Origin of the sequence: Rhodobacter capsulatus (assembly GCF_005144475.1) — a bacterium.
GTDB lineage: Bacteria > Pseudomonadota > Alphaproteobacteria > Rhodobacterales > Rhodobacteraceae > Rhodobacter > Rhodobacter capsulatus_C.
Map to the genome: position 1 here is coordinate 1 of NZ_SWJZ01000029.1, position 23,479 is coordinate 23,479.

General features: G+C 66.9%; 21 protein-coding genes, 1 tRNA gene and 1 pseudogene. 17 read left to right on the plus strand and 6 right to left on the minus strand.

All coding sequences use genetic code 11. The features are described from left to right. On the plus strand, positions 1-785 hold a 785-nt coding region (locus tag FBT96_RS08710), incomplete at its 5' end, for a division plane positioning ATPase MipZ (RefSeq protein ID WP_136905916.1). Here FBT96_RS08710 and FBT96_RS20645 read toward each other — a convergent pair. Further along, complete coding sequence (locus tag FBT96_RS20645; protein WP_169583325.1) at positions 786-944, minus strand: hypothetical protein; 159 nt, start codon at positions 942-944, stop codon at positions 786-788. It lies immediately after the preceding gene. Between the two features lie 247 nt (positions 945-1,191). Between FBT96_RS20645 and FBT96_RS08715 the strand changes: the two genes are divergently transcribed. The 3 genes and pseudogenes from FBT96_RS08715 (at position 1,192) to FBT96_RS08725 (ending at position 6,266) form a co-directional block, all read left to right on the plus strand. Then, positions 1,192-2,349 carry an efflux RND transporter periplasmic adaptor subunit gene (locus FBT96_RS08715; RefSeq protein ID WP_169583327.1) on the plus strand — a complete coding sequence of 386 codons (1,158 nt, stop codon included), beginning with the start codon at positions 1,192-1,194 and terminating at the stop codon, positions 2,347-2,349. Position 2,350: 1 nt separating this feature from the next. Beyond that, a complete protein-coding gene (locus FBT96_RS08720) occupies positions 2,351-4,297 on the plus strand; it encodes a MacB family efflux pump subunit (protein ID WP_136905918.1) in 1,947 nt (648 codons plus the stop codon). Positions 4,298-4,440: 143 nt separating this feature from the next. Then, a pseudogene (locus FBT96_RS08725) lies at positions 4,441-6,266 on the plus strand (DUF294 nucleotidyltransferase-like domain-containing protein). Positions 6,267-6,292: 26 nt separating this feature from the next. Here the strand turns inward: FBT96_RS08725 and FBT96_RS08730 are convergent. Next, entirely contained in the window at positions 6,293-8,602 is a 2,310-nt protein-coding gene (locus tag FBT96_RS08730) for a Tex family protein (RefSeq protein ID WP_136905919.1), read from the minus strand. Positions 8,603-8,707: 105 nt separating this feature from the next. Between FBT96_RS08730 and pepT the strand changes: the two genes are divergently transcribed. Both pepT and FBT96_RS08740 read left to right on the plus strand, forming a co-directional pair. Next, the gene (gene pepT, locus FBT96_RS08735) at positions 8,708-9,946 is read left to right on the plus strand and encodes a peptidase T (protein ID WP_136905920.1); all 1,239 of its coding nucleotides are present in this window, start codon (positions 8,708-8,710) and stop codon (positions 9,944-9,946) included. A 139-nt stretch (positions 9,947-10,085) separates the two neighbouring features. Beyond that, positions 10,086-10,586, plus strand: coding sequence for a DUF4405 domain-containing protein (locus tag FBT96_RS08740; RefSeq protein WP_136905921.1), 501 nt, complete (start codon positions 10,086-10,088; stop codon positions 10,584-10,586). A 42-nt stretch (positions 10,587-10,628) separates the two neighbouring features. On the opposite strand, the gene FBT96_RS08745 is transcribed toward FBT96_RS08740, so the two are convergent. The 3 genes from FBT96_RS08745 to FBT96_RS08755 form a co-directional block, all read right to left on the minus strand. Beyond that, a complete protein-coding gene (locus FBT96_RS08745; RefSeq protein ID WP_136905922.1) occupies positions 10,629-11,477 on the minus strand; it encodes an asparaginase domain-containing protein in 849 nt (282 codons plus the stop codon). A 104-nt stretch (positions 11,478-11,581) separates the two neighbouring features. After that, a tRNA-Arg gene (locus tag FBT96_RS08750) sits at positions 11,582-11,658 on the minus strand. 110 nt (positions 11,659-11,768) lie between these two features. Next, positions 11,769-13,172, minus strand: coding sequence for a sensor histidine kinase (locus FBT96_RS08755; protein WP_136905923.1), 1,404 nt, complete (start codon positions 13,170-13,172; stop codon positions 11,769-11,771). A gap of 278 nt (positions 13,173-13,450) precedes the next feature. On the opposite strand from FBT96_RS08755, the gene rpmH reads away from it, so the two are divergent. From rpmH to yihA, 8 genes are all read left to right on the plus strand, one after another. After that, a complete protein-coding gene (gene rpmH / locus FBT96_RS08760; protein ID WP_013066095.1) occupies positions 13,451-13,585 on the plus strand; it encodes a 50S ribosomal protein L34 in 135 nt (44 codons plus the stop codon). A gap of 18 nt (positions 13,586-13,603) precedes the next feature. Continuing rightward, positions 13,604-14,092: a ribonuclease P protein component gene (gene rnpA / locus FBT96_RS08765; protein ID WP_136905924.1), complete on the plus strand. Its 489-nt coding sequence runs from the start codon at positions 13,604-13,606 to the stop codon at positions 14,090-14,092. Then, complete coding sequence (gene yidD / locus FBT96_RS08770; protein ID WP_136905925.1) at positions 14,089-14,358, plus strand: membrane protein insertion efficiency factor YidD; 270 nt, start codon at positions 14,089-14,091, stop codon at positions 14,356-14,358. The genes rnpA and yidD overlap by 4 nt, the downstream gene beginning before the upstream one ends. Beyond that, complete coding sequence (gene ttcA, locus FBT96_RS08775; protein ID WP_136905926.1) at positions 14,351-15,235, plus strand: tRNA 2-thiocytidine(32) synthetase TtcA; 885 nt, start codon at positions 14,351-14,353, stop codon at positions 15,233-15,235. Before yidD ends, ttcA begins: the two co-directional genes overlap by 8 nt. 46 nt (positions 15,236-15,281) lie before the next feature. Continuing rightward, a complete protein-coding gene (locus tag FBT96_RS08780; protein WP_136905927.1) occupies positions 15,282-16,856 on the plus strand; it encodes an EAL domain-containing protein in 1,575 nt (524 codons plus the stop codon). Positions 16,857-17,098: 242 nt separating this feature from the next. Then, on the plus strand, positions 17,099-18,946 hold the full coding sequence (yidC, locus tag FBT96_RS08785; protein ID WP_136905928.1) for a membrane protein insertase YidC: 1,848 nt from the start codon (positions 17,099-17,101) through the stop codon (positions 18,944-18,946). Continuing rightward, positions 18,943-19,698 (plus strand): MOSC domain-containing protein, encoded by a 756-nt coding sequence (locus tag FBT96_RS08790; RefSeq protein WP_136905929.1) that lies wholly within the window; start codon positions 18,943-18,945, stop codon positions 19,696-19,698. Before yidC ends, FBT96_RS08790 begins: the two co-directional genes overlap by 4 nt. Further along, positions 19,698-20,348 (plus strand): ribosome biogenesis GTP-binding protein YihA/YsxC, encoded by a 651-nt coding sequence (gene yihA / locus FBT96_RS08795; RefSeq protein ID WP_136905930.1) that lies wholly within the window; start codon positions 19,698-19,700, stop codon positions 20,346-20,348. Before FBT96_RS08790 ends, yihA begins: the two co-directional genes overlap by 1 nt. Before the next feature lie 128 nt (positions 20,349-20,476). Here the strand turns inward: yihA and FBT96_RS08800 are convergent, their stop codons facing one another. Next, positions 20,477-21,208: an SDR family oxidoreductase gene (locus FBT96_RS08800; protein ID WP_074553094.1), complete on the minus strand. Its 732-nt coding sequence runs from the start codon at positions 21,206-21,208 to the stop codon at positions 20,477-20,479. A gap of 128 nt (positions 21,209-21,336) precedes the next feature. Here FBT96_RS08800 and argB point away from each other — a divergent pair, with 128 nt between their 5' ends. The 3 genes from argB to FBT96_RS08815 are packed head-to-tail and all read left to right on the plus strand — an operon-like array spanning position 21,337 to position 23,356. Then, positions 21,337-22,215 (plus strand): acetylglutamate kinase, encoded by an 879-nt coding sequence (gene argB / locus FBT96_RS08805; protein WP_136905933.1) that lies wholly within the window; start codon positions 21,337-21,339, stop codon positions 22,213-22,215. Next, positions 22,212-22,838, plus strand: a complete 627-nt coding sequence (locus FBT96_RS08810) for a ferredoxin (protein ID WP_136905931.1) — start codon at positions 22,212-22,214, stop codon at positions 22,836-22,838. The genes argB and FBT96_RS08810 overlap by 4 nt, the downstream gene beginning before the upstream one ends. Continuing rightward, a complete protein-coding gene (locus FBT96_RS08815; protein ID WP_136905932.1) occupies positions 22,835-23,356 on the plus strand; it encodes a SixA phosphatase family protein in 522 nt (173 codons plus the stop codon). The genes FBT96_RS08810 and FBT96_RS08815 overlap by 4 nt, the downstream gene beginning before the upstream one ends. Positions 23,357-23,479 lie beyond the last annotated feature (123 nt).

The following is a 23,479-nucleotide window of genomic DNA, read 5'->3' on the forward strand; positions in this document are numbered from 1 at the left end:
ATGAAAAGGGCGGCTCGGGCAAATCCACCACCTGCATGCATGTGGCCACGGCGCTGGCGCGCATGGGCAAGAAGGTCGGCGCGCTCGATCTCGACCTGCGGCAGCGCAGCTTCGGCCGCTATGTCGAGAACCGGCTGGCCTTCCTGGTCCGCGAGGGGCTTGATCTGCCCTCGCCCGAATACCGCGAACTGCCCGAAGCCGATGCCGCGACGCTGGCCCCGGGCGAAAACCCCTATGACCACCGGCTGTCCTCGGTCGTGGCCGAGCTGGATCCGGTCTGCGATTTCGTGGTGATCGACTGCCCCGGCTCGCATACCCGTCTCAGCCAGGTGGCGCATTCGCTGGCCGACACGCTGATCACGCCGCTCAATGACAGTTTCATCGACTTCGACCTGCTTGCCCGGATCGACCCCGAGACCTCCAAGGTCACCGGCCCCTCGATCTATTCGGAAATGGTCTGGTCGGCGCGGCAGCTGCGGGCACGGGCGGGGCTGAAGCCGATCGACTGGCTGGTGCTGCGCAACCGGATGAGTTCGCAGCAGGCGCACAACAAGCGCAAGGTCGGCGAGGCGCTGGACCAGCTTTCGAAACGCATCGGCTTCCGCGTCGCGCCCGGGTTTTCGGAACGGGTGATCTTCCGCGAGCTGTTTCCGCGCGGCATGACGCTGCTTGATCTGCGCGATCTGGGCGTCGAGAACCTGAACATCTCGAACATCGCGGCGCGGCAGGAACTGCGCGACCTCGTGCGCGATCTGAACCTGCCCGGCGTGACGGTCGATTTCTGATCAGAGGGCGCGGCGCTGCGCGACAAAGCGGAAGGGCGAGAGCGGCCCGTGCAGCCGCCCCGGCGCAACCCCTTCGGCCAGCATCGACAGGCGGGTCGCAACGACCGCATCTTCGGACGACCGCCATTTCGCGATCAGGGCCAGGAGCTTGCGTGCCATGGGGGTCTCCATTCCGGTTGGCCCGGCCAGTCTTGTCCGCCATTGCGGCGAAAGCGTGACTCAAGAAGGGAGAGAGCGGGGCCCTTGTCGCCGCGGCCCCGGTGCGATCTTGCGCACGATCCCGTGATCTGCGGCCCGGCCCGGCCTTCGGACCGATGACAAACGCCGGAAACCGCTATCTCGTGCGTAGAGATCACAGATTGCCATGACGGCGTCGATTGGACCGGGACCGATGCGAAAAAGACACGTGATTGCCCTCTCCCTCGTGCTGATGCTGGCAGCGGCCGGGGGGGCGGTCTGGACCTTTGGCACCGCCGAAGAGCCGCAGGCGCCGCTGACCGCCACCGCCGCCCGCGCCGATCTGTCAAAGACGGTTCTGGCCTCGGGCACGATCGAGGCGGCGCAGCTGGTTTCGGTCGGCGCGCAGGTCTCGGGGCAGCTGCAGACGCTGGCCGTGGCGCTTGGCGACCGGGTGCAAAAGGGCGATCTGATCGCCGCGATCGACAGTTCCGACCAGCGCGCCGATGTCGCTCGCGCCGAGGCCGCGCTGAAACAGCTGCAGGCGCAGATCAAGGCCAAGGAGGCCGCGATCCGGGTGGCGGAACTGTCGCTGACCCGGCAGACGACGCTGAATTCCAAGGCGCTGAGTTCCGACGAGACCCGCGAAACCGCCGAGGCCACGCTGGATGTGGCAAAGGCGGAACTCGAAGGGCTCAAGGCGCAGCTGGACGAGGCGCAGGTGACGCTGACATCCTCGCAGACGGAACTGACCCGGACGCGGATTTCGGCGCCGATCTCGGGGACGGTGGTGGCGATCGTGTCCGAGGAAGGCACGACGCTGAACGCCAACACGTCCAGTCCGACGATCGTGAAGCTGGCCGAGCTGGACCGGATGGTGGTCAAGGCGGAGATTTCCGAAGCCGATGTGGTGGCGGTGAAACCGGGGCAAGCGGCGGAATTCACGCTGAATTCCTCGCTGACGAAAGCCTTTTCCGCAACCCTGCGGGCGCTGGAACCGGCCCCCGCCAGCATCGAGACCTCGGACACGATCGATACCGACGAGGCGATCTATTACAACGCGCTGCTGGATGTCGCGAACCCCGAGGGCATCTTGCGCATCGGCATGTCGGCCGAGGTGACGATCACGCTCGATGCCCGCAAGAACGTGCTGACGGTGCCGGTGACGACGCTGCCGCGGGTATCGGGCGGCAAGGCCGAGGTGGCGGTCTACGACCCGGCGACCGGGCAAAGCACGCCGCGGCAGATCGGCATCGGCATGATGACCGACACGCTCGCCGAGGTGACCTCGGGGCTGACCGAGGGCGAGGCGGTGGTGCTGCCCTCGATCTCGGCGGCGAATTCCGATACCGGGCGCCGCAACCGGCCGCCGATGATGGGGTTCTGAGATGGACGCGCCGATCATTCGCCTGCGCGGCATCGGCAAGGATTACGTCATCGGCGACGAGGCGGTGTCCGTCCTCAAGGGCATCGACCTTGAGATCTGGCGCGGCGACTACGTCGCCATCATCGGCGCTTCGGGATCCGGCAAATCGACGCTGATGAACCTGATCGGCTGTCTCGATCATCCGACGCGCGGCAGCTATGCCTATGACGGCCGCGACGTGGGCGACTTTGACTCGGACGCGCTGGCAAAGCTGCGCCGCGAGCATTTCGGCTTCATCTTCCAGCGCTATCAGTTGCTTGGCGCGCTTTCGGCGGTGGGCAACGTCGAAATTCCGGCGATTTACGCGGGCACCGAGGCGGGCAGCCGCCAGCCCCGGGCACAGGATCTGCTGACCCGGCTCGGCCTTGGCAACCGGCTGCACAATCGCCCGTCGCAGCTCTCGGGCGGGCAGCAGCAGCGGGTGTCCGTCGCGCGCGCGCTGATGAACGGCGGCGAGGTGATCCTGGCCGACGAACCCACCGGCGCGCTCGACAGTGTCTCGGGCACCGAGCTTTTGCACCTGTTTGACGACCTGCACCGGCGCGGCCATACGATCGTCGTGATCACCCACGACCCGGACGTTGCCGCCCGGGCCAGCCGGGTGATCCAGATCCGCGACGGCGCGATCCTTTCGGACAGCCGCCCCGGCCCGCCCGACACCCCGGCCCCGCAGCTCGACCGTCCGGCATCCGAACGCGGGGGCAGCGCCGCCCTTGTCGGGCGCCTCGGCGAAGCCGCGCGCATGGCGGTCAAGGCGCTTGCCGCGCATCGGCTGCGCAGCTTCCTGACCATGCTGGGCATCATCATCGGCATCGCCTCGGTCGTGTCGGTGGTGGCGCTGGGCAAGGGCAGCCAGGAAAAGGTGCTGTCGGGCATCTCGGCGCTTGGCACCAACACCATCACCATCCGCCCCGGCACCGGCTTTGGCGACCGCATGGCCAGCCGCATCCGCACGCTGGTCGTGGCCGATGCGGTGGCGCTGGCGGCGCAGCCCTTCACCGCCTCGGTCAGCCCCGAAATCAGCACGCAGAAATCCGCGACATTGGGCGCCATCACCACCTCGGTCTCGCTGCGCGGGGTTTCGGCGGGCTATTTCGACGTCGGCGGCTTCACCGCGCGCGAAGGCCTGCTGATCGATCAGGCGATGATCGACGCCCGCGCGCAGGTCGCCATTCTGGATGCCGAGGCCTATAAGGCCTTCTTCCCCGAAGGCGGTTCGGTTCTGGGCAAGACGATCCTGATCGGCAAGGTGCCGTTGCGCATCATCGGCCGGGTCGAAGCGACCAGTTCCGGCTTCGGCCCGACGCAGGTGCGCGTCTTCACCCCCTTCACCACCGCCGCGGTCCGCATCACCGGCTCGAGCACGATCAATTCGATCACGGTGAAGGTGACCGATACGGTGAGCATGGCCGATGCCGAGGGACAGATTTCCGCGCTGATCCAGCAACGTCACGGCAAGAAGGATTTCTTCCTGCAAAACGCCGACACGATCCGCAACACGATCACCCAGACGACGCAGACGATGACCATTCTGGTGGCCGCCATCGCGTTGATTTCGCTGGTGGTGGGCGGCATCGGGGTGATGAACATCATGCTGGTGTCGGTCACCGAACGCACCGCGGAAATCGGCGTGCGGGTGGCGGTCGGCGCGCGGCGGTCCGACATCGTGGCGCAATTCCTGATCGAGGCGGTGCTGATCTGCCTTCTGGGCGGGCTTCTGGGCGTGGCCCTGGCGATGACGGCGGGGCAGGTTTTCAACACCCTGCAAAGCACGATGAAACTGTCGTTCTCGGCCCCGGTGGCGGCACTGGCCTTCCTGTGCTCAAGCCTGATCGGGGTCAGTTTCGGCTTCCTGCCCGCCCGCGCGGCGGCCAAGCTGGATCCGGTCGAAGCGCTGGCAAGGGACTGAGAAGACGCGACGAATTGGCCCGGCCCCGAAATCGCTCTGGCGCAGATTTTGATCTTTGCGCAGGATGGCTGACGCGACGGCAGGCGCCGTTGCGTCCAAGGCGGCCGCCCCTCACCCAGGCCGCCACAGCCAAGGAACAGGTCATGGAAACCGATCGCGAGGCCCATATCGCCTTTCTGGAGACGGTCCACCCCTACGACAGCCTGCCGCGCGAGGAGCTGGAACCGTCGCCGCCGCCTTTCGCCGGATGGAGTTTCGCCCCGGCTCGCTGATCTATGTCTATCAGACCCCGATCGGCGGGCTCTATCTGGTGAAACAGGGCGCGGTCGAAATCACCGACGGCAACGGCGGGCTGGTCTCGCTGCTGGGGTCCCGCAATTCCTTTGGCGAACGCGGCCTCCTGCGCGACGGATTGGCCGCGACGCAGGCGAAGGCGACCGAACAGACGATCTGCCTTGTGCTGCCCACGCCGACCTTCAAGCGGCTGATCGAGACCTATCCGGCCTTTGAACGCTTCTTCAACAGGAAGCGCGGCGAAAAGGTTTCAACCGATATCGCGACGCAGAAGGTCGCCGATCTGATCGCAAGGAAGCCGCTCTCCTGCACGCCCGAAACGACGGTTCTGATGGCGGCGCGGATGATGCGCGACGCGCATGTGTCCTCGCTGGGGGTGGTCGACCCGGGCGAGACGCTTCTGGGCATCGTCACGCAGCGCGATCTGTCGAACAAGGTGCTGGCCGATGGTCTGCCCACCGAGACCGCGGTGGCGCGGGTGATGACACCGGGTCCGGTCAGCCTGCCGCCCACCGCGCTTGGATCGGACATCCTGCATATCATGCTCGAACGCCGTATCGGCCATCTGCCGATCACCGAGGCGGGGCGTTTCGTCGGCATGATCACCCAGACCGACCTGACCCGGTTTCAGGCCGTGTCCTCGGCCATGCTGATCCGCGATGTGGTTTCCGCCGAGACGCTCTCCGAGATGACGGCGGTGACCGAACGCCTTCCGCAGCTGCTGGTGCAGCTGGTGGGCGGGCATCACGGCCCGGATGTGGTGACGCGGCTCATTACCGACATTGCCGATGCGGTGACGCGCAGGCTTCTGGTGATGGCGGAACGCAGCCTTGGTCCGCCGCCGGTGCCCTATCTGTGGCTGGCCTGCGGCTCTCAGGGGCGGCAAGAGCAAAGCGGCGTTTCGGATCAGGACAATTGCCTGATTTTGGATGACCGGGTGACGGCCGCCGACATGGATTATTTCCGCGCGCTGGCCAAGATCGTCTGCGACGGGCTCAACGCCTGCGGTTACGCGCATTGCCCGGGCGAGATGATGGCGACGAACCCGCGCTGGTGTCAGCCCTTGCGGGTCTGGCGCGACTATTTCGCGGGCTGGATTTCGCGGCCCGACCCCGAGGCGCAGATGCTGGCCTCGGTGATGTTCGATTTGCGCCCGATCGGCGGCGGCGGCATCGCGATGTTTGAAGACCTGCGCGCCGAAACCCTGGCGATGGCGGCGCAGAATTCGGTCTTTGTCATGCACATGACGGCGGCGGCGCTGAAACATACGCCGCCCCTCGGCCTCATTCGCAGCTTCGCCACGATCCGCTCGGGCGAGCATCGGAACCACATCGACATGAAGATGAACGGGGTGGTGCCGGTGGTGGACCTTGCCCGGATCTATGCGCTGCAGGGGCGGCTGGTGCCGTCGAACACCCGCGCCCGGCTCAAGGCCGCGGAGGAGGCAGGGGTGGTCTCGGCCAGCGGCGCGCGCGATCTGATCGAGGCCTATGACCTGATCGCGACGATGCGGCTGGAAAATCAGGCGCTCTTGATCAAATCCGGGCGGGCGGCGGACAATTTCCTTGCGCCCTCGGACCTCAGCGATCTGGAACGGTCACACCTGCGCGATGCCTTCGTGGTGGTGCGGACGATGCAATCGGCGATCGGCCACGGCCGCGCGGCGGTCAGCTGAACGGGGGCAGCTGAGGGGGGCCCCCCTCAGCGTTTCTTCATCGCATCAAGCAGCGCTGCGCCAAAGCCGCCGGTCGCCTGGCTGGTCTTCGGACCGGCCGACATCGGCTGTTTGCCCTTCGGCCCTTTCGAGGCCTCGGGCCCGCGGGCGGCGCGGTCCTCGCGCGCCGAGGTGCCGCCATCCTTGCGCATCGTCAGGGCAATGCGTTTCCTGGGCACGTCGACCTCGGTCACCCGGACTTTGACCACATCGCCTGCCTTCACCACCTCATGCGGGTCTTTGACGAACCGGTCGGCAAGCTGGCTGATATGGACCAGCCCGTCCTGATGCACACCGATATCGACAAAGGCGCCGAAGGCCGCGACGTTCGTCACCGTGCCTTCCAGCTGCATCCCCGGTTTCAGATCCTTGATGTCCTCGACCCCTTCCGCAAAAGTCGCGGTGACGAAGCTGGGCCGCGGGTCACGGCCGGGTTTTTCCAGCTCCGCCAGAATGTCGCGCACCGTCGGCAGGCCGAATTTCTCGGTGACGAACTCCTGCGGGCGCAGTTTCGCCAGCGCCGCACTGTCGCCCATCAGCGCGCGGATATCGCGGCCACAGGATTTCACGATCGCGCGGGCGACATCATAGGCCTCGGGGTGGACCGAGGAGGCATCGAGCGGCTCGGTCCCGCCGGTGATGCGCAAAAAGCCCGCGCATTGTTCAAAGGCCCGCGGCCCGAGGCGGGACACTTTCAGCAATTCCTTGCGGCTCTTGAAGGCGCCATTGGCGTCGCGATGCGCGACAATCGCCTCGGCCAGCCCCGGCCCGAGGCCCGAGATATGGGCCAAGAGCGGCGCCGAGGCGGTGTTGAGATCGACGCCGACCGCGTTCACCGCATCTTCCACCACGCCTTCCAGCGCCCGGCCCAGTTTCGACTGATCGACATCATGCTGATACTGGCCGACGCCAATGGATTTCGGCTCGATCTTCACCAGCTCGGCCAAGGGGTCCTGCAACCGCCGCGCAATCGACACGGCACCCCGCAGCGAGACATCGAGATCGGGGAATTCCTTCGCCGCCAGTTCGGACGCCGAATAGACCGAGGCCCCGGCCTCGGACACCACAACCTTGGTCGGTGCCTTCACCGAAGCGGGCAGCAGTTTCAGCGTTTCCGCCACCAGCCGTTCCGATTCGCGGCTGGCCGTGCCGTTGCCGATGGCGATCAGGTCGACCTTGTGCGCGGTGATCAGCCGGACCAGCGCCGCCTGCGTGCCGCGCAGATCGGATTTCGGCGGGAAGGGATAGACGGTCTCGGTGGCCAGCACCTTGCCCGTCGCATCGACGACCGCGATCTTGCAGCCGGTGCGGATGCCCGGATCAAGCCCCAAAGTCGCCCGCGCACCCGCCGGGGCGGCCAGCAGCAGGTCTTTCAGGTTGCGGGAAAAAACCTTGATCGCCTCGTCCTGCGCCCGCCCGCGCATGTCCGAGAGCAGATCAAGCATCATCGACAGGCTCAGCTTCACCCGCCAGGTCCAGCCCGCGACGGCGCGCAACCACGCATCCCCCGGCGCCTGGGTCTTCGCGTCCAAGGCCGCGGCCACCATCGCCTCGGCCCGGGCGACGCCCTCTTCGTCGGGGGCGATATCCAGCGTCAGCACCCCTTCATTCGAGCCGCGCAGCATGGCCAGCGCCCGGTGGCTGGGCACATCGGCCCAGCGCTCGCGGTGATCGAAATAGTCCGAGAATTTCGCGCCCTTCTCGGCCTGACCCTCGACCAGCTTCGCGGTGATCTGCGCCTCGCGCGCCAGAAATTCGCGCAAGGACCCCAGCAGCGCGGCGTTTTCGACAAGCCCCTCGGCGACGATTTCCCGCGCGCCGGTCAGAGCCTCCTTCACCGTCGCCACGGCTTCGGAAAGATACCCCTCGGCCAGCTTTTCGGGCACCGCGCGACGGTCGGCCAAGATCGCCTCGACCAGCGGCCCCAGACCGTTTTCGCGCGCGATCATCGCTTTCGTCCGGCGCTTCGGCTTGTAGGGCAGATACAGATCCTCAAGTTCCGCCTTGGTCTCGGCCCGCGCCAGCGCCAGCGCGAGGTCATCCGTCATCTTGCCCTGTTCGGTGATCGAGGCGACAATCGCCGCCCGCCGTGCCTCGCGTTCGCGCAGATAATCGAGCCGTTCCGCCAGCTTGCGCAGCTGCGTGTCATCCAGCCCCCCGGTCACCTCCTTGCGGTAGCGCGCGACGAAGGGCACGGTCGCGCCTTCGTCCAGCAGCCCCACCGCGGCGGTGACCTGCGCGGGGGTCGCGGCGATTTCCTCGGCGATGGTGCGGGCAATGCGGGTGGCGGTGTCCATGGGGTCCTCCGTTCGGCCGGAAGGGTGATGTAGCCGCCCCGCCGCGACGGGGCAAGTCTTGACACCGCCGCCCGGTCGCGTCCCATTGCGCAAAAGGAGTCCGTCATGACCGAATTTTGCCCCCGCCTCGAAGAGCGCCTGTGCCGTTACGCCGCCGTCGATACCCAAAGCGACGAGGAAAGCCCGTCCTCGCCCTCGACGGCGATTCAGCTGAACCTGGCCCGGATGCTGGCCGAGGAGCTGACCCGGATCGGCGCCGCCGAGGTGACGGTGACCGAGTATGGCGCCGTGCTGGCCAGCGTGCCCGCAACCGCCGAAGGCCCGGTGATCGGCATGCTCGCCCATATGGACACCGCCCCCGCCTATCATGCGGCAGGCGTGAAACCGCGGGTCATTCGCGGCTACAACGGCGGCGAGATCACCTACCCGGACGCCCCCGGTCTGGTGAATTCGCCCGCCGCCAACCCCTATCTGGGCGAGAAGCTGGGCCATGACCTGATCACCGCTTCCGGGCTGACGCTGCTTGGCGCCGATGACAAGGCGGGCGTGGCGATCCTGATGACGCTGGCCGAGCATCTGATCGCCAACCCGCAGATCCCGCATGGCAAGCTGCGGATCGCCTTCACCCCCGACGAGGAAATCGGCCGCGGCGTCGATGCCCGGTTGCCCGCCGATCTGGGGGCGGATTTCGCCTATACGCTCGATGGTGGCGCGGTGGGCGAGATCGAATATGAAAGCTTCTCGGCCGATGGCGCCAAGGTCAAGGTCAAGGGCGTGTCGACCCATCCCGGCACCGCGAAAGGCAAGATGGTGAACGCGCTGCATCTGGCGGCGAAGATCATCGAGATGCTGCCGCAGGCGACGCAAACCCCCGAGGTGGTGGACGGGCGCGAGGGCTTTTGGCACATCACCACCATGGCGGGCACCGCGGCCGAGGTGGAATTCTCGATCATCCTGCGCGATTTCGAGCTTGATGGTCTGGCCGCGCGCGGGGCGCTGTTGCGCCAGGTCTGCGCCGCGGTGGCGGCCACCGAGCCGCGGGCGGAGATCACCTGCACGATCAAGCCGCAATACCGCAACATGCGCTATTGGCTGGAACAGGACATGACCCCGGTCGAACTGGCCCGCAAGGCCTGCCGGGCCGAGGGGATCGAGCCGCTGTCCGTGCCGATCCGCGGCGGCACCGACGGCTCGCGGCTGACGGAAATGGGCGTGCCCTGCCCGAATATCTTCACCGGCATGCAGGACATCCACGGGCCCTTGGAATGGGTTTCGGTGCAGGACATGGACAAGGCGACGCAGGTCTGTCTGCGGCTGGTGCAGCTGGCGGCAACGCCGGTGTGACAGCCTGCCGCAGGGGGGATCGAGCCTTTCACGCCATGGCCGCGACGAAAGTTGCGGCCATTCGCGTTTCATTCCTGACCCCTCTCAGGCACCCGGGCCGATCCTGCAAGGATGCCCCGGCCTCACAGAAAGCACTGTCATGACTGATCTTTTCAACCGCTATGCCACGCCCTTCATCACCGGGCTGTTCCTTGTCTCGCTGGTCTCGGGCGTCGCGCTCTTTTTCCATGTCGGGCAATCGACCTTCCGCGAGATGCACGAAATCCTGTCGATGGTGCTGATCCTGCCCTTCGCGCTGCATGTCTGGAAGAACTGGCGCTCGGTCACGACCTACATCAAGCGCGCGCCGATGTGGATTGCGCTCGTCGTGTCGCTGGTGATCTCGATCCCCTTCGCGATCCCCTCGGGCGAGGGCCGCTCGGGCCCGCCGCAATTCGCGCTGGCGATGGCGGTGATGAATGCGAAAATCGCCGATGTCGCGCCGGTCTTCGGCACCGACGGCGCGACGCTCGCGGCGAAACTGACCGCGGCCGGGCTGAAAGGGGCCGGGCCGGATCAGACGCTGGCGGCACTTGCTCAGGCCTCGGGGCAATCGACCGAAGCGGTGGCCTCGGCGCTGCTGGCCGCCACCGCGCAGTAAGATCGCGCAAACCTGCGCCGGGGCCCTTCGGGGCCCCTTTGGTCACGAGAGCCAAAGCCGGATCAGCGCCGCCTCGGGCGTTTCCTTGCCGCCGTTTTCCACCCCGGCCGCCCAAAGCGCCGCGCCCGCCGCATAGGCGCCCGGCGCCAGCCCGCCCGCCTCGCATTGGCTGACCGCACGCAGCCGCTTGCCCGCGGCCACGGCATCCCGCAGCGCCGCCAGAATCGCCGGATCATGCATCACCGTGCCCGCGCCGAAGACCCGCAGCACCGCCCCGTCCAGCGCCTGCAGCATCGCCGCCAAAGCCGCGCCGGGCAGCCCGGGCGAAAGCGTCAGCACGGCGAGCCGCCGCGCCGGATCAAAGCGGCGCGTTTTCGGCGCGGGCGCAGGATCCTGCGGCTGGCTGCGAAAGGCATCGCGGGCCTGGCTGTCGTGCTTCACCAGCCCCCCGGCGGCCATCAGCCGCCCGTCAAAGGCAAGATCGACCCCCATCCCGGGCGCATGGGCCGCGGCCAGCGCCAGATCCAGATTGCGCTCGGCATCGCCCCCCTGCCCCAGGGGCAGCATCGAACCGCACAGAATCACCCTCCGCCCGGTGCCCGCCAAGGCCTGCGCCAGCGCCGCCCCGGTAAAGGCCATGGTGTCGGTGCCATGCGTCACCAGCGCGGGCAGGCCCGGATGGGCATCGAGCGCATCGAGAATCGCGTTCCAGTCGGCCGGGCCGATATCGGCACTGTCGCGCAGCGGCGTGAAGACATGGGTCCAAAGCCGCGTTCCCGCAGGCAGACGCGCGGCCAGCGCCGCCTCGACCAGACCGGGCTGCGGCGCCAGACCCAGCGGGCCGGGGGCCATGCCGATCGTGCCGCCGGTGTGAACCAGAAGAAGGGTCATCGGTCTCTCCCAAAGCCGCGCCTTCTTTGCGCCTTAGGGCGAAGGCCCCGGCCGGGCAATAAAAAACACGCCCGAAGGCGTGGCTTTTAACGTCGAAGAGGAAGTGGCGGACCCGGAGCGATTCGAACGCCCGACCCTCAGATTCGTAGTCTGATGCTCTATCCAGCTGAGCTACGGGTCCGTCGTGGGGGGCGATGTAGCCCCGCAGGAAAACCTTTGCAAGCCCGAAAACGCGGAGATCGAAAGATTTCTTTCCGCCCCCCGGATTTTCCCCGGTTTTCGGGGCATCGCTCAGACCGCGGCCTCGTCGCCCGCCAGCAGCAGCGGCCGCGGCAGGTGCAGGCGGAATTCGGTGCCGGTCTCGTCGCTGCGCTCAAGGTCGAGCCGCCCGCCGTGGCCGCGCACCAGCTCCGCTGAAATCGCCAGACCCAGCCCGGTGCCGCCCTTCTTCACCCCGCCCGAGAACGGCTGGAACAGCCGCTCGCGCGCTTTCAGGGGCAGGCCCGGCCCGGTATCCTGCACCCGGATCCACCAGCCCTCGGGCTCGTCGCCCGCGCCGATCTCGATCGTGCCGGGCTTGCCCGTCGCCTCGATCGCCTGCCGCGCATTGCGGGCGAGGTTCGACAGCACCCGGTAAAGCTGCTCGCGGTCGGCATGGATTTCAAAGCCCGGCGGCACGTCGGACAGGAAGTCGACCGCCGCGGTCAGACCCTGTTCGCCCTCGATCACCTCGGCCACCAGACCGGCCAGATCAAAGGGTTCCAGCTTCGGCGGCGGCTCCTCGGCGCGGCCAAAGGCCAGCGTCGTCTCGCACAGGTTGATCGCGCGGCCGATCGAGCCCATCAGCTTCGGCGCCGCCCGCTGCACCGCCGGATCGTCGGACCCCTCCATCCGGTCGGCGAAAAGTTGCGCCGTCGTCAGGATGTTGCGCAGATCGTGGCTGATCTTCGCCACCGCCTGCCCCAGCTGCGCCAGCCGTTCCTTTTGCCGCAGCGCCGCCGTGAGCTGATGCTGCATCGAGGCCAGCGCCTCCTCGGCCACCCGCAGCTCCTCGATCCGCGCCTGCGGCCGGATGATCGTGCGGGCATCCTCGGGCGCGGCGGCATAGGCAGCCATATGCGCCACGACGCGCTTGATCGGCACCACCATCAGGCGGCGGACCAGAAAGAACAGCAAGAACGCCGTCACCACCGAGACCACCGCCGAAAGCGACAAAAGCCGCAGCCCCGATTCGATCATCGCCAGCCGCATCGGCTGGGTGGCCAGCGTCACCTCGATCACCAGACCGCCCTTTTGCACCGGATCGCCGATCACCCGGATCACGTGATTCTGCGGATCGGCCAGCACCGCCAGCGCATCGCGGACCAGATTGACGAAGGGCTCCTCGCGCAGATCATAGGTGGCGGAGATCGGCTGCGGGATCGGCGAGGACAGCACCAGCTGGCGCACCGCATCGCGGCGCAGCACAACGTTGTAGACCCCGGCATTGTCGAGCAGTTCCTGCTCCAGATCCGGCTCGATCATCATGTCGGTGGTCAAAAGCGCGAGCGAGGCGATCTGCGCCCGTTCCAACCGGGTCTGCAGATAATCCTCGCGGAAATTTGCCAGCCCCGGCAACAGGATCAGCACTTCAGCCAACACGACGAAGACCGTCGTGAGCACAAGAAACCGCCCGGAAAGCGTGTTGACCTTCATCCTGTCCCGATCGGCGGCGACCCGCCCGGGGGTCCTTTCGCCCCCCTTTGTCGCTTCGGCATTTTTCAGGAATACCAAAGCCTTTTGCATCTACATAGGGGGCTGTTGCCGGTAGCGGAAGGGCGCAAACGCCGCGCAGGCGCGGGAGGCGCAAAAAACCCGCGCGGGTGAATTGACTTGTGCGGACGATGCCCCTAAAGACCGGGCTTCAATTACAGGGCGGCCGAATCCGGCAGGACTGCAGCTGCCCCCCCGACAAGACAACCGGAGTATCCGCGATGAAACGCACTTTCCAGCCGTCGAACCTCGTTCGCGCCCGCCGTCACGGCTTCCGCGCCCGCATGGCGACCAAAGGCGGCCGCAAGGTTCTGAACGCCCGTCGCGCCCGCGGCCGCAAGGTTCTGTCGGCGTAAGGCTGACGGCCTGATCGCATGACACCGCCGGAGGCGCCCGCAACTGGCCCAGTGGGTCGGGATCCGGGAGGCCTCCCGGCGGTTTGCACATTTGTGGCCCGTGCGATCACCATTCTGCGCAAACGCGCCGATTTCCTGCGCGCCGCCTCGGCGCAGCGGATGAGCACGCCCGGCTTCCTGCTGCAGGCGCGCAAACGCGGCGAAGGCGACACCGCCGCCGCCGATCTGATCCGCGTCGGCTTCACCTGTTCGAAGAAACTCGGCAATGCCGTGGCCCGCAACCGCGCCAAGCGGCGGCTGCGCGAAGTGGCGCGGTTGGGCCTGCCGGATCTGGGCCAACCCGGCTGGGATTATGTTCTGGTCGGCCGCCCCGAAGCCACGGCGAACCGCGACTTTGCCGCGCTGCAGGCCGATCTGGTCCGCGCCATCACCGACATTCACGCCGGGCGCAGCCTGAAGCCGCGTCCGCTGGGCGAGGTGCCAAAGGGCCGGAGACGGGGCAAATGAGCCCCCTCGCCTTTCTGATCTCCCTGCCCGTGCGCGGCTATCGGTTGCTGCTGTCCCCCTGGGTCGGCCATGGCTGCCGCTATCAGCCGACCTGTTCCGCCTATGCGATGGAGGCGCTGGACCGGCACGGCGCGCTCAAGGGCAGCTGGCTCGCGGCGAAACGGGTGGCCTCCTGTCATCCCTGGGGCGGGCAGGGCTACGACCCGGTGCCGGGCGCCGATCCGGCCTTCGACGCGACGCGGCACAAGGATCACGACCATGTCTGACGAGGATGACACCGGCCTGCCGCCGCTGCTGACGGGGGCGCCGTCTTCCACCGAATTCAAGAAGTTGCGCAAGCGCATCCTGCGCGAGACCCGCGAGGCGATCGAGACCTATGGCATGGTCAAGCCCGGCGATCGCTGGCTGGTGTGCCTGTCGGGCGGCAAGGACAGCTACACGCTGCTTGCGGCGCTGGTCGAGCTGAAATGGCGCGGCCTGCTGCCGGTAGACCTGCTCGCCTGCAACCTTGATCAGGGGCAACCGGGCTTTCCCGCCACCGTCCTGCCCGACTTCCTGACCCGGATGCAGGTGCCGCACCGGATCGAGTTTCAGGACACCTATTCGGTGGTCAAGGAAAAGATCCCCGAAGGCCAGACCACCTGCAGCCTGTGTTCGCGCTTGCGGCGCGGCAATCTTTACCGCATCGCCCGCGAAGAGGGCTGTTCCTCGGTCGTGCTTGGCCATCACCGCGACGACATTCTGGAAACCTTCTTCATGAACCTCTTTCACGGCGGGCGGCTGGCGACGATGCCGCCGCGGCTGCTGAACGAGGAAGGCGATCTGTTCGTCTGTCGGCCGCTCGCCTTCGTTGCCGAAGCGGATTGCGAAAAATTCGCCCGCGGCATGGGCTATCCGATCATCCCCTGCAATCTCTGCGGCTCGCAGGAGGGGCTGCAGCGGGTGCAGGTGAAACAGATTCTGGATACCTGGGAGACCCGCAGCCCCGGCCGCCGTCAGGTGATGTTCCGGTCGCTGATGAATGTCCGCCCCTCGCATCTGTGCGACCCGGGGCTGTTCGACTTCGCCGCGCTGATGCGGGCCGAGGCGCCGATTGGCTCGGATTTTATCGAAAACATGCCGAATTTGCGCCAAGGTTATTAACCAATCCCTGACCAAACCTGCCTAGGGTCATCCGCGATACGGGGGCATGCCCCTTTGGACCGGGGCGAGGGCGAAAATGGTCAAATCCGCACAGAAGGGCAAGAAAACCGGGGCGAAACGGAAGGGGCCGATTCTCTGGCGCCGGGAAATGGTGGCCTTTCTGCCCGCCGCCTCGCTGGCCGGGCTCTGGTTCGGGCTGGAAGGGATGACGCTCGTCGGCGTGACCGCCCTGATCGTCGCCTGGATGAGCCGCCCGCTGGCGATCCCCGAGGAGATCGAGGACGAGGGCGAGGCCCTGCGGGCGCTGCCGCAACGTGCCGATGCCGAAGAGATGATGCAGGCCGCGGCGCAGGATGCGCAGGCCGGGGGCAAGGGCACGGCCTGTCTGGTGATCGGCATCGACGATCCGGCGGCGGTGTCGCGACAGATGTCGCGCGCGGAATTCGAGGAATTCCTGCAGGCCTTCGGCGCCCGCATCCGCGGCGTGCTGCGCAACACAGACCGAATCGCCCTGATCGAAAACGCCCGCTACGCGGCAATCCTTGCCCCGACGCACCGGCCCGATCTGGAAGGCATGATCCAGCTCGCGGGACGGCTGCAACTGGCCTGCGACGCGCCCTATTCGATCACCGGGCGCAGCGTGAACATCACCAGCCATGTCGGGTTCTGTCTGATGACCCGCGCCCCCGAACCGACCGGGCGGGCGATCCTGACTGCGGCCGAAAGCGCCGCCGAGGAGGCCGCGCGCCATGGTCCGGGCAGTATCCGGGCCTATGCGCCCGATTTGCCGGGCTTCGCCCGGGCAAGGGACGCGCGAAGCCCGGACATCGCCCCCGCGCTTGAGGACGGTCGTGTCGTCGCCTATTTCCAGCCGCAGATCAGCACCGACACCGGGGCGATCTCGGGGATGCAGGCGGTGCCGCGCTGGCTTGACCGGGACCGCGGCATCCTCGGCGAGGCCGAGATCCTGCCCGCCGTCACCGCAAGCGGCCTGCAGGGGCGCCTTGCCGAGGTGATGCTGTTTCAATGCTTCGGCGCGCTGCGCGACTGGGACAAGCTGCCCGCGGGGCCGGGCCTTGTCAGCCTGCCGATCGGGCTTGACCATGTGACCGATCCGAAGATGTCCGACCGGCTGAAATGGGAATTCGAGCGCTTCGACATGGCCCCGCAACGCGTCTGTCTGGTGCTGCACCGCGAGGTCACGGCCCGGCTCGACGACGAGGTGGTGATGCGCAACGTCGCGCATTGCGCGAAGATGGGCTGCCGGATCGAGCTGGCCGGGTTCGGCACCGGGCCGATCTCCGTCTCGGCGATCCGCCGCACCGGCGCGGAACGCATCCGCATCCACCGCTCTTTCGTGACCAATGTCGAACGCGACCCGGAACAGCAACGTCTGGTCTCGGCGATCATTTCCTTTGCCGCCGGGCTCGGCCTCGAGACCCTGGCCGAAGGCGTGGCGACGATCGGCGAACATGCGATGCTGGCGCAGCTCGGCTGCCGTCACGTGCAGGGCAAGGCGATCTCGGCGCCGCTGCCGCTGGATGAATGCGCCGGATGGATGGGGCGTCACGACGCGCGGCTGGCCTCGATCCCGCGGCCGGACCTGCGCCGCGGCGCCTGACTCACGCCGCTGGACTCGCGCCGGCTGACTCGCCCCGACGGAATCGCCTTGCCGCCTGCCGCCACCGCAGGCGCCGCGCCCCGCCGGGGGCGGAAACCGCCCGCCGCGCGGGCCGCTGCGCCGCTGCGACATAAGGCGGGAATCGTCGCTTGCGACAGGCTGCCGCGCGAAACCGCTTGACCTTTGGCCGCCCCTTCTGTTGAACCGGGCCGACTCCGGACCGGCAGGGGAAATGCACGCCCATGGACAATCAAAACAGGAACCTCATCCTTGCGACGGTGCTTTCGGCACTGGTGATCGTCGTCTGGACCGTCTTCTTCCCGCCGCCGAAACCGATCGCTTCGGACCCGGCCGTGGCGGAGCAGACCGCAACCCCGGCGCCGACCGCCGCCCCCGTGGCCACCGCCGCGCCCGCGGTCGAGCCCGCGCCCGAGGCGCCGCGCGTCACCATCGACACGCCTGCGCTGACCGGCTCGATCTCGCTGCTGGGCGCGCGGTTCGATGACCTCTCGCTCAAGCATTATCACGAAAAACTCGATGCGGGTTCGCCGCTCGTGCGGCTGCTGGCGCCGGTCGGCGGCAGCGATCTGAATGCCGCCAAGCCCTATTACGTGGTGCAGGGCTGGTCGGCACTTGCGGGTGTGACCGCCGCGCAGGTGCCCGGGCCGAAGACCCTTTGGACCGCGCCCGAAGGCGCGAAGCTGACGCCCGAGACCCCGCTGGTCCTGACCTGGGACAATGGCGCCGGGCTGACCTTTACCCGCACCATCGCCGTCGATCCGCAATATCTGTTCACCGTGACCGATGCGGTGCAGAACACCGGCGCGGCCGCGGTCAGCATCGCGCCCTGGGGCATCATCGCCCGGCACGGCATCCCGGCTGGCAACCGCGTCTATGTGCTGCACGAAGGTGCGGTGCGGATGACCAACGGCGAGCTGCAGGAAATCAAATACAAGAAGATCACCGATCTTGACGCGGTCGAGGGCGAGGGTCAGGCCGATGTGCGCAGCGCCGATGCGGGCGGCTGGGCCGGGTTCACCGACAAATACTGGATGACCACGCTCATTCCGGAAACCGCGCGCTTCACCTCGGTGGTGAAATACGTCCCCTCGGCCGATCTTTACCAGACCGAGACCCGCCAGCCCGCCGTCGAGATCGCCGCCGGGGCCAGCACCTCGGTCACGATGCGGCTTTTCGCGGGCGCGAAGGAATGGGAAGCCATCGCGCAATATCAGAACGACCCCGGCATGTTCGACCGGCTGTTCGGCGACAAGATCGACCCGGCGCAGCCGCAGATCACCCGTTTCGTCGATTCGATCGACTGGGGCTGGTACTACTTCCTGACGAAACCGATGTTCCGGCTGCTGCACTGGCTGCATGCGGTGCTGGGCAACATGGGTTGGGCGATCATCGCGCTGACCGTGATCATCAAGCTGATCGTCTTCCCGCTGGCGCGGACCTCCTACATCTCGATGGCGAAGATGAAGGAAATCCAGCCGATGATGGAGGCGCTGAAAGAGCGCACCAAGGATGACAAGCAGGCGCTGCAGCGCGGCATGATGGAGCTTTACAAGCGCGAAAAGATCAACCCCGCCGCGGGCTGCCTGCCGATCCTGCTGCAGATCCCGATCTTCTTCTCGCTCTACAAGGTGATCTACGTCACGATCGAGCTGTATCACGCGCCCTGGATCGGCTGGATCAAGGACCTCTCGGCCCCCGATCCGTCCTCGATCCTGAACCTGTTCGGCCTGCTGCCCTATGCGACGCCGGAACCGGGCTCGATGCTGTTCATCTTCAGCCTCGGCGTGCTGCCGATCCTTCTGGGCATCTCGATGTGGTTCCAGCAAAAGCTGAACCCGGCGCCGACCGATCCGAGCCAGGCCGCGATCTTCGCCTGGATGCCCTGGATCTTCATGTTCATGCTGGGCGGCTTCGCCTCGGGTCTGGTGCTGTACTGGATCGCCAACAACGTGATCACCTTCGCGCAGCAATATTCGATCATGTCGCTGCACGGCAAACGGCCTGACCTTTTCGGCAACATCATCGCCGGGTTCCGCAAGAAGACCGCGGAAGAACCGCCGAAGAAATGACCGGACGGCTGACCCATATCGTCCGGCACCCGATCAAGTCGATCGGCCATGAGGACATCGAAAGCGCGCCCCTGATGCAGGGGCGCGTTCTGCCTTTCGACCGGGTCTGGGCGGTGTCGCATCAGGCGGCGAAATTCGACAGCCCGCTGCGGGACTGGGCGCGCAAGCAGAATTTCCTGCGCGGCGTCGCGGCGCCGAAGCTGATGGCCGTCACGGCGCAGATGCTGGAAGACGGGCAGATCACCCTGACCCATCCCGAGCGCCCCGCCCTGACCGTCGATCCCGACCGGACCGAGGATCAGGCACGGCTGATCGACTGGCTGCGCCCGCTCTGGCCCGAAAGCCGCCCCGCGCCCCGCGCGGTGGAACGTGTCGAGGGCGTCGCGCTTTCCGACATGGCCGAACCCTATGTCTCGCTGCTGTCGCTCTCCTCGCTCGAAGCACTTGGTCAGGCCGCCGGGCAGGAGATCTCGCGGCATCGCTTCCGCGGCAATCTCTGGGTCGAGGGCTGGGCGCCCTGGGCCGAGCGGGATCTGCCGGGCAAGCGGCTGCGCCTTGGCGCGGCCGTGCTCGAGGTGACGATGCCGATCACCCGCTGTCGCGCCACCTGCACCGATCCGGCCACCGGCACGGAAGATCTTGAAATGCTCGAGCTGCTCGACCGCCTGAACGGCGACTGGCATTTCGGCTGTTATGCAACGGTGATCGAAGGCGGCACCATCACCCTTGGCGACCCTGTGGAGGTGCTTTGATGCAGATGCAATTCACGCTGGCCCCGGAGCCGGAACAAGAGGCGCGCGAACGTGGCCGGCTGCTGTTCGCGGCGCAGGTCGAATTCCTCAAGGGCGTCGTCGCGATGACGGGCCTGCCGCCCGCCGACCGGATCGAGATCTGTTTCGCGGGCCGCTCGAATGTGGGGAAATCCTCGCTGATCAATGCCTTGACCGGCCGCAAGAACCTGGCCCGCGCCTCGAACACGCCGGGCCGCACGCAAGAGATCAACTTCTTCACCACCGAGGGCGGCCCCTATCTGGTCGACCTGCCCGGCTACGGTTTCGCCGAAGCGCCGGTGGCGATCGTGAAGAAGTGGCAGGCTCTGCTGAAATCCTACCTCTCGGGCCGCGCCACCCTGCGCCGCGCCTTCGTCTTGATCGACGCGCGCCACGGGGTGAAGGCGGTGGACGAGGAAATCCTGCAACTGCTCGACCGCTCCGCCGTGACCTTTCAGGCGGTGCTGACCAAGGCCGACAAGATTTCCAAGGCCGAGCTGGAGCGGGTGATCGAACAGGTCAAGGGCGCGCTGGCCAAACACCCGGCCGCCTATCCCGAGATCGTCGTCACCTCCTCGGAAAAGGGCGAGGGCATCGAAACCCTGCGCGCGATCATCGCCACCCTGGCCTAGGGGGCTCTGCCCCCGTCCCTGCGGGACTCCCCCGGGATATTTGAGGCAAGATAAAGGGCCCTTTCACCTTGGCCGAAATATCCCGGGGGGAGGCGCAGCCGGGGGGCAGAGCCCCCCTCCCCCGCCGGTCAGACGTGCTGCCCGGCGTTCACCTCGATTTCCGTGCCGGTGACATAGCTCGAGGCATCCGAGCACAGGAACCAGATCACATCGGCCACTTCGCGCGGCTGGCCGAGGCGGCGCAAGGGCAGGGTCTCGACGATCTTTTCGGTGCCGGGCGACAGGATCGAGGTCTCGATCTCGCCGGGCGCGATCGCATTGACCCGCACCCCCATCGGCCCGAAGTCATGCGCCATCTCCCGCGTCAGCGCCTTCAGCGCCGCCTTTGAGGTCGAATAGGCCGCGCCCGCAAAGGGATGCACGCGCGAGCCCGCGATCGAGGTGACGTTGACCACCGCGCCTTTGGCCGCCGAGAGTTCGTCCTTCAGCCCGCGGGCGAGCACGATCGAGGCGAAGAAGTTCACATGGAACACCTGCCCCCAGGTCCGCAGGTCGGTGTCGATGGTGTTGAGCCGCGATCCTCCCGGCCCTTTCGGCGAAATCCCGGCATTGTTCACCAGCGCATGCAGCTTGCCATCCAGCCGCGACTTGATCTCGTCGATCGCCTGGATCGTGGCGTTCGGATCGCCCAGATCGAGCTGGATGTGATCCTCGCGCCCGCCGCCCCAGGGGCATTGCTCGGGGAAGGGTTGGCGCGAGCAGGTGATGATCCGCCAGCCCTCGCGTGCGAAGCGCTTCACCGTGGCATGGCCGATCCCGCGGCTTGCCCCTGTCAACAGCATTACCTTCCGTCCATCCATGCCCGTTCTCCTGCTTTTCCCTTTCGATGTAATCACCCCGACGGCATTGGCAATGCCCTTGGCAGGGGGCGCGATTGGTTCTAACACTTTCCCGACTTCCCCGAGGGCCCCTGATGAGAAAACAGACGATGGACCGTGACTGGATCGCCACCGCGAAAACGCTTTCCGAAGCGCTTCCCTATCTGCAACGCTACACCGGCGCGGTCGTCGTGGTGAAATTCGGCGGCAATGCCATGGGCGACGACGAAGCGATGGCGGAATTCGCCCGCGACGTCGTTCTGATGAAGCAGGTCGGCATGAACCCCGTCGTGGTGCATGGCGGCGGCCCGATGATCAACGAGATGCTGGCCAAGCTTGGCATCAAATCGGACTGGGTCCGCGGCAAGCGCGTCACCGACAAGGCCACGGTCGAGGTGGTCGAGATGATCCTCTCGGGTCTGGTGAACAAGCGCATCGTGCAGGCGATCAACGATCAGGGCGGCCGCGCCGTGGGGATCTCGGGCAAGGACGACGATCTGATGGTCTGCGAACCCGACGACCCGGAACTGGGCTTCGTCGGCCGCCCGGTCGAGATGAACGTGCAGATCGTGCGTGACCTTTACGGCGCCGGGCTCATTCCGGTCATCGCCCCGGTGGCGACCGGCGTGAACGACAACGAGACCTTCAACGTCAACGGCGACACCGCCGCGGGCGCCATCGCGGGCGCGCTGCAGGCCGACCGGCTGCTTTTGCTGACCGACGTGGCGGGCGTGAAGAACAAGGCGGGCGAGGTCATCACCCAGATGAGCCCCGACGAGGTGCATGCGCTGATCGACGATGGCACGATCTCGGGCGGCATGATCCCGAAGGTGGAAACCGCGCTGAAAGCGGTGAAGGAGGGCGTGCGCGCCGTGGTCATCCTGGATGGCCGGGTGCCGAACGCCTGCCTGCTGGAACTGTTCACCGAACACGGGGCAGGCTCGATGATCCGCGCGACGCAGACGCGGGTGAAGCCGCGCCGCCGGTGAGCCTTCCCCGCGCCCTGACCGATGCCCTCGCCACGGACCGTCTCTTCGTGGCGGCGATGACGCCTGCGGGCGCGGAGACGATCCTGCTTCTGTCCCCCGACGAGCCCGGCTTCTGGGACCATGTCACCGCGCAGGCCGAATTCGCCGATGGCCGCCCCGATCCGCTTGACCGCTGGTCGAAACGGGTGATCGGGGCGCTTGCCACGGCCTTCGGCGGGCGGGCGATCTTTCCCTCGGACGGTCCGCCCTACCCGCCGTTCTTCGCCTGGGCAACCGAGTCGCAACAGGCCTTTCCCTCGCCGGTTCAGATGCTTGCGCATCCGCGGATGGGGCTTTGGACCTCGTTTCGGGGGGCTCTGGCGGTGCCGGAACAGCTTCCCCTGCCCCCTGCGTCAAAACACCCCTGTTCGGGCTGCGCGGCGCCCTGCACCAGCGCCTGCCCCTGCGGCGCCCTGTCTGCACAGGGCTATGACGTTCCCGCCTGCCATGCGTTCCTTAACAGCCGGGAAGGGGAAAACTGCCTTTCCGCCGGATGTCTTGTCCGGCGCTCTTGCCCCCCGGGTCAAAGCTATGGCAGGCTGGAGGCTCAATCCGCTTGGCACATGAGGCACTTCCACAGATGACCCCCACTGGACACCGTCGCCTGATCCTCACCCGCCATGCGAAATCGAGCTGGGACGATCCCCTGATGGCCGATGCCGACCGCCCGCTGAACGCGCGCGGCCGCACCGCGGCGCATGAGCTGGGCGATTTCCTCGCCTCGCGCGGGCTCGAGCCCGAGGAAGTCCTGTGTTCCCCCGCCACCCGCACCCGCGAGACCTGGGACGGCGTCGCCTCGGCGGTGATCGAGACCCGGCCCGAGGTGCGCTTCATCGACAGCCTCTATCAGGCCACGCCCGAGACGCTGCTGGCCGTGCTGAAGACCGCGACGGCGCCCAGCGTGATGCTGATCGCGCATAACCCGGGCATCGCGGATTTCGCGGCCTCGCTGCCGTCGCGGCCGAATTACGATCCGGATTTCCGCAAATACCCGACCTGCGCCACGCTGATCGTCGATTTCCAGATCGACGACTGGTCGCAAGTCGCCCCGGGTCAGGGCTCGATGCTCGACTTCTTCCTGCCCGCCAGCCGCGGCAAATAAAAGGGCAGCCCAGCGGCCGCCCCTTTATCTTGCCGCAAATATCCCACGGGGGTGCGGGGGTGTGAAACCCCCGCTTTCACGGTCAATGCCCCAGAATCTGGCAGAGGAACTGCTTCGTCCGCG